Raw genomic sequence first — 13,719 nt, 5'->3', positions numbered from 1 at the left:
GTGAATCGCTGGAAGCCTTCAAGGGTCGTTTCAGAGAGGATATGATGAAACTGGTGATCGTCTTCACGCTCTCGTTATGCCTTCCGCTGATGGCGCTCGCGCAACAACGAGACCAAACGCATAAAGCCTTCCCTTATGATTACGCGATGGATGATCTGCCGAACGGGCTGCGCCTGATCACGGTGCCGACCGACTATCCGAACCTGGTCGCGCTCTACATCGTCGTCGCCGCTGGCTCGCGTAACGAAGTCGAACCGGGGAAGAGCGGCTACGCGCACCTGTTCGAGCACATGATGTTTCGCGGAAGCAAGAACTTCACGCCCGAAGAGCGCGACGCCATCCTGAAGCGCGCGGGCGCCAGCTCCAACGCCTACACGACGGATGACCGCACCGTCTATCACGAAGTCTTCTCCAAAGATGATCTGGAGAAGATCATGGAGCTCGAAGCCGATCGCTTCTTACGCCTGCAATATTCGCCGGAAGTTTACAAGACCGAGACGGGCGCGGTGCTCGGCGAATACAACAAGAACAGCTCCAACCCGATCTTCAAAATCTACGAAACGCTGCGCGCCACGGCCTTCCGACGCCACACCTATGCGCACACGACGATGGGCTTTCTCGAAGACATCAAGGACATGCCCAATCAGTACGATTACAGCTTGCAGTTCTACCGTCGTTACTACCGACCTGAATACACGACGATCATCCTCGTCGGCGATGTTCGGCGCGAGCAAGCGCTCGATCTAGTGCGCAAATATTTCGGCGATTGGCAGCGCGGCGATTACCGGCCACAAATTCCCGAAGAGCCCCCGCAGGATGGGCCGCGCACGGCGCATGTGGACTGGCCCGCCCAGACGCTGCCGCTCGTCGCCATCGCGTTTCGCGGTCCGGCTTATGCGGACGACCGCAAGGACAAGGCCGCGCTCGATCTCCTGGCGCCGATCGCGTTCGGCGAAAATTCCGATCTGTACCAGAAACTCGTCCTGCGCGAACAGAAAGCCGATCTGCTCGAAGTCGAGTTCGACAACAAGATCGATCCCGAACTCTTCACCGTTTACGCGCGCGTCAAGAACCCACAAGATGTCGAGTATGTGCGCGACGAAATCCTGAAAACGTTCGCCCTGTTCACGCGCGAGTTGGTGGACCAGAAGAAGCTCGATGCGACGCGCTCGCATTTACGCTATGGGTTCGCGCTCGCGATGGATAGCTCCGAAGCGATCGCCAGCGCGCTCGCGCCCTTCGTCGCTCTGCGCCGCACGCCGGAGACGATCAATCGTCTTTACGCCCTCTACGATCAGATCACGCCCGAGGACATACGCGAGATGGCGGCGCGTTACTTCACCGAGAAGAACCGCACCATCGTCACGCTCGCCGCTCGCCCGGATGCCGCCCGAAAGGAGGGAGGACGCTAATGCGACGGAACTTCACCGCGCTCGTTCTGCTTTGCGCCCTTTTTGGACCAGCGATGGTTTTCGGTCAAACGAAGATGAATGATGGACAGATCGCTACCGTATTGCTGCCCAACCGTTCGCCGCTCGTCACGTTTCGCATCCTCTTCAATACGGGCGCCGCTTTCGATCCGCCGGGCAAAGAAGGGCTCGCGTCGCTCACCGCCGCCATGATCGCCAAAGGCGGCACGCGCACGCGCTCTTACGAAGAGATCGTCGAAGCGATGTATCCGCTGGCGACTTCGTTCGACTGGCAGGTCGACAAAGAGATGACCGTTTTCTACGGCACGACCCACCTCGACAACCTCGAACGCTATTACGCGCTCATTCGCGAGATGCTGCTCGATCCCGGCTTCCGCGAAGAGGACTTCAAACGCTTGAAAGCAGACGCGATCAACTTCTTGAAAGTCAATCTGCGCCAGAGCAACGACGAGGAACTAGGGAAAGAGCATCTTTACAACGTCATCTACGCTGATCATCCTTATGGCCATCACAACATGGGGCGCGTCAGCGCTCTCGAAAAGCTTTCGCTCGATGACGTGCGCGATTTTTACCGGCGCAACTACACGCAAGCCAATCTGGTGATCGGTCTGGCAGGCGGATACCCGCCCGATTTCGTCTCAAAGATGGCTTCCGATTTTGCGAAGCTTCCGCCGGGCGAACGGACGACGGTGCGATTCGCCACGCCTAAGTTGGAGCCGGGCACGCACATCGAGATCATCCGCCGCCCGACGCGCTCGACGGCCATCTCCATCGGCTTTCCCATCGCGGTCAAGCGCGGCGATCCGGATTGGCCGGCGCTCGCGCTCGTCGCCTCTTACTTCGGCCAACACCGTTCGAGCAACAGTTATCTCTACCAGCGCATACGCGAACTGCGCGGTTTGAACTACGGCGATTACGCTTACATCGAGTATTTCCCGCGCGGCATGTTCCAGTTTACGCCCGATCCGAATCTGGCGCGCCAGCAACAGATCTTTCAAATCTGGATCCGTCCGGTCGAGCCGCAGAACGCCCATTTCACGCTGCGTCTGGCTCTTTACGAGTTCGACAAACTCCTGCGCGATGGATTAACGCGCGAAAGCTTCGAAGCGACGCGCGAATTCCTCTCGAAGTACGTCAACATCCTCATGCAGACGCAAGATGCGCAACTCGGCTACGCGCTCGACAGTCGCTACTACCGCATACCTGATTTCGCCACGTACATGCGTGAGCAATTGGCTCGGTTGACGCTGGAAGATGTCAATCGCGCCATCCGTCGGCATCTAAGAACGGACGCGCTGCGCATCGTCATCGTGACAGAGGATGCCGACTCATTGCGCGAGGCGATCATCAACAACCGCCCATCTCCCATCACATACACGTCGCCCAAACCGCGCGAGATCCTCGAAGAGGACAAGGTGGTTGAAAAATATCCGATCGACGTCAAGCCGGAAAATGTTCGCGTCGTTCCGGTTGAGCGCGTTTTCGAATAGGCGATGGTTCAAGATGGGTTTCGCGCAATCATCCGCCCCGGTCGGGCATGAAAGCTGAAGCCAAAGCAACGTCAGCCTGTGGCCCGCTGCTTCGCTATAGCTGGCAACAAGATGCTGCTCGATCCTCAATCCAACTTGCGCGATGGGGCTTCCCAAGATAAGCTTTCCGCGCGTTCAGGATCGAAACCGATCAAGAGCGAACTGGCGAGAAAGGCTAATCGATGACCCAAACGATCGATCTCGCGCTTGGACTCGGCTTCTTGCTCGGCTTGAAGCACGCCACCGAAGCCGATCACATCGTCGCCGTCAGCACCATCGTCAGCGAACAGCGATCCGTCTGGCGTTCGGCATTGGTCGGAGCCCTGTGGGGGATGGGCCATACCGCCTCGCTGCTCATCGCCGGCATCATCGTCATTTCACTTCGCGTGGCGATCCCAGAAACGATAGCGACGTATCTGGAGTTCGGCGTCGCCTTGATGATCATCCTTTTGGGGTCGCGCGTCCTGTATCACGCGCTGCGCGATAATCGACGGATTCACGTTCACGCACACACGCACGACGGCCACACGCACACGCACTTGCACTTTCACGACGAGCGAAGCGCGCACCATCCGGACGAACTGACCGATCACGCGCATCACTCGCACACGATCGGACGATTGGGGTGGAAGCCCGTGCTCGTCGGCATGATGCACGGGTTGGCCGGATCGGCTGCGTTGACATTGCTCGTCCTGACGGAAGTGATGCGCGGCGGGTCGAGCGCTCTCGGGCTGATTTATCTGCTCGTCTTCGGCATCGGTTCGATCGGCGGCATGTTGTTGATGAGCGCGCTCATCAGCTTGCCGTTCGTCTTCACGGCGGAACGTTTTGCGCGCATCAACACGCCGGTGCGCCTCCTGGCTGGCGTAGGGAGCATCTTCTTCGGCTTCTATTACGCCTGGGAGGTCTGGGCCAGCTAGGCATCATGCGCCGCTGGACCATCAACCGACACGCAAACTCAATACGCCATCGCCGCCGATCGATCCCGTGGCGGTTTCGAAGATCGATCTTCGCCGCCGTCACGCTTGGAGACTCGGATGATTAGGCGCAGGCCAGCTTTTGATCTCGTCGCGCGGCTAGCTCTTCAGTCTTATCCTACAACTTTATAGTTGCGATGAAGCCTCAGATATCTCAATCGCCTTAAGCATCACCGGATCTACGAACGCTTTTGGAGTGATCCGGTTCAGGTCGGAAAGGAACGAGACTCAAAAACAGAGCGCGTATGATGACCGGAACGCTGAGGAACGATTCAGGCCGCTGCGTCTCGAGCGAGAACGGAACGGCGCCTCAAAAGCCGTTCGATGGTCAACCCAACCCGATTCTCGTTTACCTATGTGCCGCGCTGCTGTCCATCGTTGCGCTCGTGTGGGCTTTGCGACTTTGGAGGACGGATCCGCTTCACACGCCTTTTGACTATGCTGGCGATTCGCTTCTTCATGGAGTGATGATCAAATCCACGATCGACAACGGTTGGTTTTTGCGCAACGAAAAACTCGGCGCACCGGGCGCGATGGAGCTATACGCTTTTAATCCAGCGGACAATCTCCATCTAGGTCTAGCCAAACTACTCTCGCTCATCACTCAGAACCCGATAACCATACAGAACCTTCTATATCTGATCGGTTTTCCGCTAGCCACTTTGACCTCCCTATACGTTCTGAGACGATACGGCATCTCGTCAAGCATAGCCATAGCCGTTTCGCTACTTTACGCCTTCCTGCCATACCACTTCATGCGCGGCGTCTGGCACCTCTTCTTGAGCCTCTACTATCTCGCCCCTTTGGGCATCATGTTGGCGTTGGATATCGCTTTAAGAACAAACGGCGAAGATCGCGCGCAATCGCGCCCTGTGCCGCTTTCTCAAGCCATTATCATCTGTTTGCTGATCGGGTCGAGCGGATCCGTCTATTATCCCTTCTTCTCTTGCTACTTGCTGCTCGTGGCCGGCGCCTTGGTCGCAATCAGCAGCAGGAGCTTCCGCCCACTATCCAGATCCCTTCTGCTGATAGCCATCATCTGTCTCACGCTTTCGGTGAACCTATCGCCGAGCCTCGTCCGCATTTACCGAGGCGAATGCCGTCCACCCGATAGGGAATACAGCGGAGCGGAGATTTTCGGCCTCAAGATCGCACAACTGCTTCTACCGGCGACTGGGCATAGAGTAAAGCCGCTGGCGCAGCTTAAAGCGCGCTATAATCAAGCTCCTTTGGTGAACGAAAATGACGGAGCCTCTTTAGGCTTCTTCGCAAGCGCTGGCTTCCTGTTCCTTCTCGTGAACCTATCCGCGTCAAGCGCGCGCAAAGTTTCAGCCGATCCGTTTCGGCGTCAACTATTCTGGCTCAGTTCGCTCAACTTATGGTGCCTTCTGCTGGGCACCATCGGGGGGTTCAGCTCGCTCTTCGCCCTGCTGGTCTCCCCCTTGATCAGATCGTACAACAGGATAAGCGTTTACATAGCCTTCTTCTCCCTTTTCGCGGTCGCGCTTATCCTTCAGAAGCTATCGCTCATCTACAGATCCGACCGCTCGCGAAAGGCGCTAAATATCTCTTTAATCTCGCTCGTTTTGCTCGGTTTGCTCGATCAGACGAACTCCTCCTTCGTCCCGCGCTATGCGGTAAACAAAGCGCGATATGAAAGCGACCGTGATTTCATCAGGCGGGTTGAGATGGCGATGCCGACCGGAGCGATGATCTTTCAACTGCCGTACACATCATTCCCTGAACATCCGCCAATCAATCTGATGTCGGATTACGATCATTTCCGGGCGTACATACACTCGACGAAGGTGCGATGGAGCTACGGCGCGATGCGCGATAGCCAAGCGGATCTTTGGCAACAACGGATCGCCGCGTTGCCGACGGAACAGATGTTGAAAGAGTTATGTTCGGCAGGATTTCAGGGCATCTATGTGAATCGGGCCGGTTACCCTGACAAAGCGCAGGCGCTCGAAAACGCTCTCGCCATGCATTTAGGTCCGCCCGCCGTCGTCAGCCCGCGCCAGGACTTAGCCTTTTTCGTCCTCAGCCCCTGCAAGAATCCGTAGTCAGCCCGAAAAATGAGGGATCGTTATAACCCGAAGCCATCGTGCGCTTCAAACGGACCTCATCTAGCAAAGATGCCTGCGATTTGGAGAATAGTCTCCGCTATAAACCTGCCTTTCCTCGCAAGCCTACCGGCCTCGCCGAATTTCAGCGCGCTGTTTTCGACCGCTCTTCTCCTTGGCGGCTAATCGCTCACAGCCGCTCGTCGCATCCGATGGAACAGGAGATCGAGCCAAAGGTTCGCTTGCTTCTCTTGCACGGAGTTCATACGCAGACGATTGCTCAGATTGTTGAAGTCAACCTCGTCGAGCTTCTGATCCTGATTGAAGCAGGAGAAGACGAAGCATTTCTCTTCGCCCGTCAGCGGATCGACGTGGCGCTGCAAACACTGCGCGCAGATCTCCTTCAGCATGCACTGCATCGGACTGTTGATCGAGCCGATCGCCACGTGCGAACCCTTCAAGTAGGGCGCGAGCACTGTGTGTCGTGCGCGCTTGACCGCCGCCATCATTCCGTCCGAGCCGATGACGATGATCCGATCCACCTCGCGCAGGTCGAAGAGCTGCCGTCCCAACCGGCCTTCCGCATAAGCGAGCATCGCTTCGACGATGTTGCCGCGAAAATGCCTGTCTTGCGGGCGGTGCGGCTCGATCTCGCGGCCCGCATCGGTCGCCCAGATGACCTGATCGGTGGCGGCTTCGATCTCTTCGCGCTTGAAAAGATCCTCGCCGCGCCGATAGCCGGCGAAGTAGATGACGCGACAGCCGTTCTCGCGCAGCGCGCGCGCGATCGAAAAGAGCACGGCGTTGCCCAAACCGCCGCCGACGAGCATCACCGTTTCGCCCGCTGGGATTTCGGTCGGCGCCCCCGTCGGCCCCATGACCACCACCTGTTGGCCTGGGCGTAACAGCGCGCACAGGCGCGACGAGGCGCCCATTTCGAGCACGATCAGACTGAGCAAGCCGCGCTCCTTATCAACCCATGCACCCGTCAGAGCCAAGCCTTCCATCATCAAGCGCGTGCCCTCGACTTCGGGCGCGTCCGCTTCGTAGTTCTGCAAACGGTAGAACTGGCCCGGATGGAATTTGCGCGCTTGCATCGGCGCGCGCACGACGACCTCGACGATGGTCGGCGTCAGGCGCTCGACGCGCACGACGCGCGCGATCAACTCTTCGTCCAGACGCTCGATGAACCGCTTGAAGTCGAGTTCACGCGCCGTTTGCTCTTCGGGCTTGAGAGCGGCGATCTCGTCGGCAAAGAGCGCCACCACCTGTTCGTAACCGTGCTTAGCCGAGGCCATCGCCTTGACGACGTTGCCTGCATAGGTCGGGTGGTTATCGCCATAGAAGGTGACGAAATGTTTATCGCCATGCTCATATGAAGTGAAGAAAGCCGGTTCGCCCTTTGCCGCGCGCACGAGATGCCAGTTGCCCTCTTCATCGCGCACCGCCTTGTGCGGAGCGAAATAGGCTCCGCGCTCGTCGAGCACGAACGTTCCGGGATGCTCCTTCTCGTATGTGATGTTCGGACTCGTGCCCGCCGCGACGCACACGGTGCGCGCTGGGAGGCGGACAAGTTCGCCGCTCCCTTCCCATTTGCCTTTCTCTGGATTGAGCCGCACGCGCTCGAAGACCAACGCCTCGACCGCGCCGTAACGATCCGGCACGGCTTCCACCGGATTCATGTTCTCGATGAAACTGATCCCCTCTTCGAGCGCTTTCACGACTTCCTCGTGATTCAAGCGGTAGGCGGGCGAGTCCTGCAACCGACGTCGATAGACGATCGAGACGCCGCCCCACGCGCGCACGAGCTTGACGAAATCCGGTCGCTCACCGGCAGCGGCGGCGCGCTCGCGCTCACGGCGCACGGCGCGCCCGTGTTCGAAGAATTCGCGGTAGATCGCGCGCTCCTCTTCGTCGAACATCGCCCAGACGCGCTCCTCGCCGAATTCGGCAACCAATCGCTCGTGCCGGTCCAACATCTTCTCGACTTGCACCGGATAGTAAGCCGCCAACTCCGTCGCCGTATCGATCGCCGTCAACCCGCCGCCGATGACCACCGCCGGCAAGCGCACCTGCAAATTGGCGAGCGAATCGCGCTTGAAAGCGCCGGTCAACTGCAGGGCCATCAAGAAGTCCGATGCCTTACGGATGCCACGGATCAAATTGTTCTTCATGTCGATGATCGTCGGGCGACCGGCGCCCGCCGCGATCGCGATGTGGTCGAAACCGAGCGCCCAAGCGTCTTCGATGGTGAGCGTCCCACCGAAACGTATGCCGCCGTAGAAGCGGAAGTGGCGACGGCGCGCGAGCGCCAGATGGATCATCGTCAGGAAGTTTTTGTCCCACCGGACCGTGATGCCGTACTCGGAGACGCCGCCGAATCCGGCGAGCACGCGCTGGTCCAGTTCCGTGGTGATTTCGCTCAAATCACGGATGGGGCGCGGCGGCTTCGTCTCATCGCCGATCAATTCCGGCTTCAACGGCTCGATCTTCAAGCCGTCGATGCCGACCACTCCGAACCCTTCGTTCAAAAGGTACTGCGCGAGCGTGTAGCCGGCCGGACCGAGCCCCACGATGAGCACGTTCTTGCCGTTGTAAGGAAGCGCGTAAGGGCGCTTGGCGTTGAGCGGATTCCAGCGCGTCAGCAGCGAATAGATCTCGAACCCGTAGGGCAGCTTGAGCACATCGGTGAGCACGCCCGTTTCGACTTGCGGGATGTTGACCGGCTCTTGCTTCTGGAAGATGCACGACTTCATGCAATCGTTACAGATGCGATGGCCGGTCCCCGGGCACATCGGGTTGTCGATCATCACGAGCGCGAGCGCGGCGATGCTATCGCCTTCGCGCTTGAGTGAATGCATCTCGGAGATCTTCTCATCAAGCGGGCAGCCTTGAAGCTCGATGCCGAGCGGGTTGCGCTTGGTGGAACCATCGCGCTCGCGCATCCCCTTGGAGCATGAATCCTTGTCGCGCTCGTGACAGATCAAGCAGTAGTGAACTTCATCGAGCACCTGTCGTAAACCGGCGCGCCGGTCGGTCAAGCGAAATCCATCGCGCCGCCGCAGATGTTCTGCGAGTCCGCGCATCAATTCGGGGAGATCGGCCCGCGGGCGTTCGATCGGGACCAGATTCGCGTAGTCGAAATGGTGCGGCGAGCGGAACGACGCCCAACCGCGCACGCGCGCGCGCGCTTTGGCGGCATGCGCGCCAACCCACGCTTCGATCAGTTTCAATGCGGAACGGACGAATCCCAAGTCCACATCCGCCTCGCCATCCCGCCACCGGCTCATAAAGTCGCGCGCCGCGGGAGCACGAGACGACACTCGCTCGCGCGCCGCCCGTATGGCCTGCGCCGTTTCGACGCCGACGGGCACCTGCTGCTTGCCGCTCTGCTCTAACTCTTTCTCCCACTCGAGCAAGCGCACGGTGATGCGCGCGATGGCAAGCTCTTCATCATCGTCGAGCGTTTCGGGGAAAACGACGCGGCGAAACTCCGCTAAGGCGCGATCGAGTACGGCTGGATCCAGATCGGCGACCTTTTCGGGCGGAAAGTTCTTCGTCGCCCGGCGCGCGACGAAATACTTGAAGGCGAAAACGGGATCCTCTCGCCGGACGGCTTCGATCTGCGCGCGACGCTCTTCTTCAATGCGAAACAGGCGCGCGATGAAGCGCGACAGATGCGGCGCAGCGGCGATCAACAGCTCGGATTCCGCCTTCCCCTTGAAAGCAGCGCCGCGCGTCCGCACATACTCCATCAACCTCTCGTGAAGCGCCGCATCGCTACGCTTTAGCTCCCCATAGAAGGCTTCCGCCAAATCCCGCAAGCGCTCGGGTCGATAAAGATCGGCGTAAGTGAACCCAACGACCCCGAGTTCGAGCTCTTCCGCGGCGCCAGTTAGGGCGTTGTGCGCGGTATGATTCTGTTCGATGATGGCATTACTCATGATCAAAACGGTCCGACTTCAAATCCTCTATCCGAACTCGAAATATCACAAGCTATTTTAGCCCCCTTCTCGGCCCGCCCCCTAATGAGCGTTGCGCATTATCCGTGTGAACGTGGACCTCATCGAGCTGTTCAAGCTCAACGAGAGATAGCCCGGCTGTGCATTATCCGTGTGAACATGGACCTCACTCCGTGCCTTTGATCACACTGGCGAAATATCTCGAGGCTTATCAAAGTCGATGAGTATAGCATCTTCCCGGGCCCTTCTGCGAGCGTTGAGCCTTTCTGCTGAGAAGGCACCCAAACTCGCTCGCACATGGACAAATAGACTCGCCGAGCTTGCTGCTGTCGGCGAAATACGCTCGACTCGCTCGCACATGGACAATTAGGTTTCGATTCTGCTAAAATTCCGAGCCTTGCGGCGCATTGGTGTAGCTGGTTAACACGCCGCCCTCTCAAGGCGGAGATCACGGGTTCGAGTCCCGTATGCGCTGCCAAAGATCTTCAGCGGGCTACCGTTTTTCGTCACGGTAGCCCTTTTCGTTTGAAACCACGCGCCCTAGACCTTGAAGCGAAGCGCTTTTGCCCTTAAGCTTGATGGGAATTTTCGCTCGAGCAGAGTTTTGAGCCATGAGGCGACGCGAAGGCGATGGCTGTCCCGTGATGGGCGCGCTCCAGTGGGTTGGTGACCGCTGGACGCTGCTCGTAGTGCGCGATCTAGCGCGCGGTCCGCGCCGCACGACGGAGCTTCTAGCAGCGCTTCACCCGATCAGCAGTCGAACGCTCGTCGAAAGGCTGCGCGAAATGGAACAGGCCTCTCTCATCGAACGGCGCGAGTTCGACGGCAGCCCGCCACACGTCGAATACAGGCTGACCGAGCGCGGGAGGCTTTTGATCCCGCTGCTCGATGCGCTGCGGCGCGTAGGCGAGGCTCTGGGGTGCAACGAATGTGAGGATCGCCGCCGTCAGCGCGGTTCTTACTGCGACGCCTGTCCGCGACGCACCAATCAGCCGGCGCGACCAGAGGTGCCGGTCGTGCTCCTTTGAGGGTTCACCCACGGCGGCCAGCTTCACGCCTCAAGCGACAGTGATCGAACGAACTCGCGAGTTGATGGCTGAACTGCTCAGGACTGCGCAGCGCCCTCTTTCACCTCTTCCGATGCGCCTTCAGCCGATTCAAGCGTCCTGTTGGGGATCACCTCGCCCTCTGGCGTGATGATCAGCTCGTGATCTGGCGTGATGACTTCGCCTTCGATAGTGACCTCCTCGCCATCCGGCATCTCGACGGGCAGATCATCGAGGAATCGTTCAGCGTCGATCGCCGCCATGCAACCGGTGCCTGCTGCCGTCACGGCTTGGCGATAGAATGGGTCCTGCACATCGCCGCAAGCGAAGACTCCCGGGACGCTCGTCGCCATTGAACGTCCGCTGGTGATGATGTACCCCATCTCATCCATTTCGAGCTGTCCGCGAAACAGTTCCGTATTCGGCTTATGCCCGATGGCGACGAAAACGCCTTCGCAGGGGAAGATCCGCTCTTCGCCCGTCTTGACGTTGCGAATACGCACCCCCGTCACCCCTTGCTCATCATTGCCGACGATCTCGGTCACGACCGTATCCCACAGAAAATCGATCTTGGGGTTTTTGAAGGCCTTGTCCTGCATGATCTTCGAGGCGCGCAGCCGATCGCGCCGATGGATGACCGTCACGCGCGAGGCGTAGCGCGTCAGGAACACGGCCTCTTCCATCGCCGTATCGCCACCGCCGACGACGACGACGTGCTTGCCTTTGTAAAAGAACCCATCGCAAGTGGCACAAGCGCTCACGCCGCGACCGCCAAACCCCTTAGGGGCCGGCTCTTCGCCTGGAACGCCAAGCCATTTGGCCGAAGCGCCCGAAGCGATGATCAGCGTGCGCGCTTTGATGATCGGCCCATCCGTTTCGATCGTGAATGGACGCTGGCTCAAATCAACCCGTTCGATCCACGCGCTCAAGAACTCCGCGCCGAAACGCGCCGCCTGCGCACGGAACTCCTCCATCAGCTCCGGCCCGAGGATGCCTTTCGAAAAACCCGGATAGTTTTCGACCTCCGTCGTGATCATCAACTGCCCGCCCGGCTGTGGACCGTCGATCACCAGCGGCTTCAGATCGGCCCGCGCCGCATAGATCGCTGCCGTCAAACCTGCCGGGCCCGAACCGATGATGACGACATCTTTTCTGATAACCTCTCGCTTCTCGCTCGACATGACAGCGGTTTGATCGTCCTCTCTCATCTCTTTAACATCACGGAGCGAACTCATGGCTAAAGGGAAATTTGGTCTAGCCTTTCGCCTCCGCGTGTAGTATAACTTTTGTGCGCGCACAAGTCGAAACCCCGGTCGAGGGCTCGGATGGGACTTCCTCGCTTAAGGATTCGCTGATGCAGGTGGAAAACTCACCCAATGAGATTGAAACGATCGCCGTGCTCGGCGCGGGCACGATGGGCCATGGGATCGCGCAGGTCGCGGCGATGGCTGGCTATCGCGTCATCCTACACGATACAGATCGGGGTGCGCTGGCGCGCGCCGTGGAGATGATCGAGCGCAACCTCGATCGCGCCATCCAACTCGGCAAGTTGACCGATGAGGAGCGCGACCTCACGCTCCAGAGGATCCGCGGCACGCTTCGACTAGAGGAGACGCGCCACGCCGAGCTCTTCATCGAAGCCGTGCCGGAAAGGTTGGAACTCAAACAGCAGCTCCTTCGCCAGGTGGAACAGATAGCGACGCGCCCTTTCATCTTTGCGACAAACACCTCATCCCTTTCGATCAGCGAGATCGCTCGCGCCGCGCGCTGCGCCGAGCGCGTCATCGGCATGCACTTTTTCAATCCCGTCCACATCATGCGGCTCGTCGAGATCGTCGTCGGCGACGAAACGAGCGAAGAGACGGTCGCCGCAATCCGCCGCATAAGCCAACGGATGCGAAAGGAAGCGATCATCGTGCGCGATGTGCCGGGATTCGCGTCGAGCAGACTCGGCGTCGCCCTTGGGCTCGAAGCGATGCGAATGCTCGAAGAGGGCGTGGCGAGCGCACGCGATATCGACCTAGCGATGGAACTCGGTTACAACCACCCAATGGGACCGCTCAAGCTGAGCGACCTGATCGGATTGGACGTGCGCTTGAACATCGCCGAATATCTCTATCGCAAGCTGGGATCGGAGACGTTTCGTCCGCCCGAGATCTTGCGCCGCTTGGTGGCCGAAGGCAAGCTCGGCAAAAAGACCGGCGAGGGGTTCTACCGGTGGGAAGCGGAAGCGCAGACGAAGGGATGAGAGCATCCGATGCAACGCGAGGATTCAATGGCCAGACAAAGCAATGAAGAGAGGCGATTCGCGCTCCGCATGGCGCTGCGCTTGCCCATCGTAGTCTCCGGGCGCACGGAAGACGGCGCCGCCTGGAGCGAACCGACCGAAACGGACGACATCTCGACGATGGGCGCGCTCTTCCATCTCAATCAAAAAGTCAACGTCGGCGACCAACTCTACATCCGCACCCATCGAGCAGATGGGACGCCCATCGAAGTCACGGCTCGCGTGGCGCGCATCGCGCCGGCCATCTACGGGACGGCGCGCGTCGGCGTCCAAATACTCGAACCGACGGAGCATTGGATCAGGCTCTTCGTCTCGTGGGTCGCAGATGAACACGCGCCCGCGGAGAAGAAGAGAGAGCCCCAAAACGCCGATCAGGAGCCGAACCCCTGATCGGCCCGCTCGACGTTCGACATCCTTCGATC

Annotated in this window: 9 protein-coding genes and 1 tRNA gene; 8 read left to right on the top strand and 2 right to left on the bottom strand. The window is 59.2% G+C overall.

The genetic code is table 11. The annotated features are described in order from the left end of the window. Nucleotides 1–44: 44 nt before the first annotated feature. The 4 genes from PYK22_RS14800 (at nt 45) to PYK22_RS14785 (ending at nt 6,002) form a co-directional block, all read left to right on the top strand. The gene (locus PYK22_RS14800) at nt 45–1,412 is read left to right on the top strand and encodes a M16 family metallopeptidase (protein WP_041979248.1); all 1,368 of its coding nucleotides are present in this window, start codon (nt 45–47) and stop codon (nt 1,410–1,412) included. After that, nucleotides 1,412–2,920 carry a M16 family metallopeptidase gene (locus tag PYK22_RS14795; RefSeq protein ID WP_060635733.1) on the top strand — a complete coding sequence of 503 codons (1,509 nt, stop codon included), beginning with the start codon at nt 1,412–1,414 and terminating at the stop codon, nt 2,918–2,920. Before PYK22_RS14800 ends, PYK22_RS14795 begins: the two co-directional genes overlap by 1 nt. Before the next feature lie 221 nt (nt 2,921–3,141). Further along, entirely contained in the window at nt 3,142–3,879 is a 738-nt protein-coding gene (locus tag PYK22_RS14790; protein ID WP_041978439.1) for a HoxN/HupN/NixA family nickel/cobalt transporter, read from the top strand. A 305-nt stretch (nt 3,880–4,184) separates the two neighbouring features. Next, a complete protein-coding gene (locus PYK22_RS14785; RefSeq protein WP_162199867.1) occupies nt 4,185–6,002 on the top strand; it encodes a hypothetical protein in 1,818 nt (605 codons plus the stop codon). Nucleotides 6,003–6,184: 182 nt separating this feature from the next. Here PYK22_RS14785 and PYK22_RS14780 read toward each other — a convergent pair whose 3' ends face one another. Further along, entirely contained in the window at nt 6,185–9,946 is a 3,762-nt protein-coding gene (locus tag PYK22_RS14780; RefSeq protein WP_083437935.1) for an FAD-dependent oxidoreductase, read from the bottom strand. 419 nt (nt 9,947–10,365) lie between these two features. Between PYK22_RS14780 and PYK22_RS14775 the strand changes: the two genes are divergently transcribed. Further along, nucleotides 10,366–10,442 (top strand) — tRNA-Glu (locus tag PYK22_RS14775). 133 nt (nt 10,443–10,575) lie between these two features. After that, nucleotides 10,576–10,992, top strand: coding sequence for a winged helix-turn-helix transcriptional regulator (locus PYK22_RS14770; RefSeq protein ID WP_060635731.1), 417 nt, complete (start codon nt 10,576–10,578; stop codon nt 10,990–10,992). 77 nt (nt 10,993–11,069) lie between these two features. On the opposite strand, the gene trxB is transcribed toward PYK22_RS14770, so the two are convergent. Further along, nucleotides 11,070–12,218 carry a thioredoxin-disulfide reductase gene (trxB, locus tag PYK22_RS14765; protein WP_211197727.1) on the bottom strand — a complete coding sequence of 383 codons (1,149 nt, stop codon included), beginning with the start codon at nt 12,216–12,218 and terminating at the stop codon, nt 11,070–11,072. A 146-nt stretch (nt 12,219–12,364) separates the two neighbouring features. Between trxB and PYK22_RS14760 the strand changes: the two genes are divergently transcribed. Next, a complete protein-coding gene (locus PYK22_RS14760) occupies nt 12,365–13,258 on the top strand; it encodes a 3-hydroxyacyl-CoA dehydrogenase family protein (RefSeq protein WP_041979235.1) in 894 nt (297 codons plus the stop codon). Between the two features lie 27 nt (nt 13,259–13,285). Then, the gene (locus PYK22_RS14755) at nt 13,286–13,687 is read left to right on the top strand and encodes a PilZ domain-containing protein (protein WP_157770914.1); all 402 of its coding nucleotides are present in this window, start codon (nt 13,286–13,288) and stop codon (nt 13,685–13,687) included. The last annotated feature ends 32 nt before the right edge of the window (nt 13,688–13,719 follow it).

Source organism: Pyrinomonas methylaliphatogenes (genome assembly GCF_000820845.2).
Lineage (GTDB): Bacteria > Acidobacteriota > Blastocatellia > Pyrinomonadales > Pyrinomonadaceae > Pyrinomonas > Pyrinomonas methylaliphatogenes.
The sequence above is the reverse complement of the archived record's forward strand: the minus strand, read 5'-3'. Positions and strand labels throughout refer to the sequence as shown.

What these genes read in the sequence shown, in the direction of transcription:
- PYK22_RS14795 (WP_060635733.1), top strand. Translation starts at nt 1,412, where the DNA reads ATGCGACGGAACTTCACCGCGCTCGTTCTGCTTTGCGCCCTTTTTGGA.
- PYK22_RS14780 (WP_083437935.1), bottom strand. Translation starts at nt 9,946, where the DNA reads ATGAGTAATGCCATCATCGAACAGAATCATACCGCGCACAACGCCCTA.
- trxB (WP_211197727.1), bottom strand. Translation starts at nt 12,218, where the DNA reads ATGAGAGAGGACGATCAAACCGCTGTCATGTCGAGCGAGAAGCGAGAG.
- PYK22_RS14760 (WP_041979235.1), top strand. Translation starts at nt 12,365, where the DNA reads ATGCAGGTGGAAAACTCACCCAATGAGATTGAAACGATCGCCGTGCTC.
- PYK22_RS14800 (WP_041979248.1), top strand. Translation starts at nt 45, where the DNA reads ATGAAACTGGTGATCGTCTTCACGCTCTCGTTATGCCTTCCGCTGATG.
- PYK22_RS14770 (WP_060635731.1), top strand. Translation starts at nt 10,576, where the DNA reads ATGAGGCGACGCGAAGGCGATGGCTGTCCCGTGATGGGCGCGCTCCAG.
- PYK22_RS14755 (WP_157770914.1), top strand. Translation starts at nt 13,286, where the DNA reads ATGGCCAGACAAAGCAATGAAGAGAGGCGATTCGCGCTCCGCATGGCG.
- PYK22_RS14785 (WP_162199867.1), top strand. Translation starts at nt 4,185, where the DNA reads ATGACCGGAACGCTGAGGAACGATTCAGGCCGCTGCGTCTCGAGCGAG.
- PYK22_RS14790 (WP_041978439.1), top strand. Translation starts at nt 3,142, where the DNA reads ATGACCCAAACGATCGATCTCGCGCTTGGACTCGGCTTCTTGCTCGGC.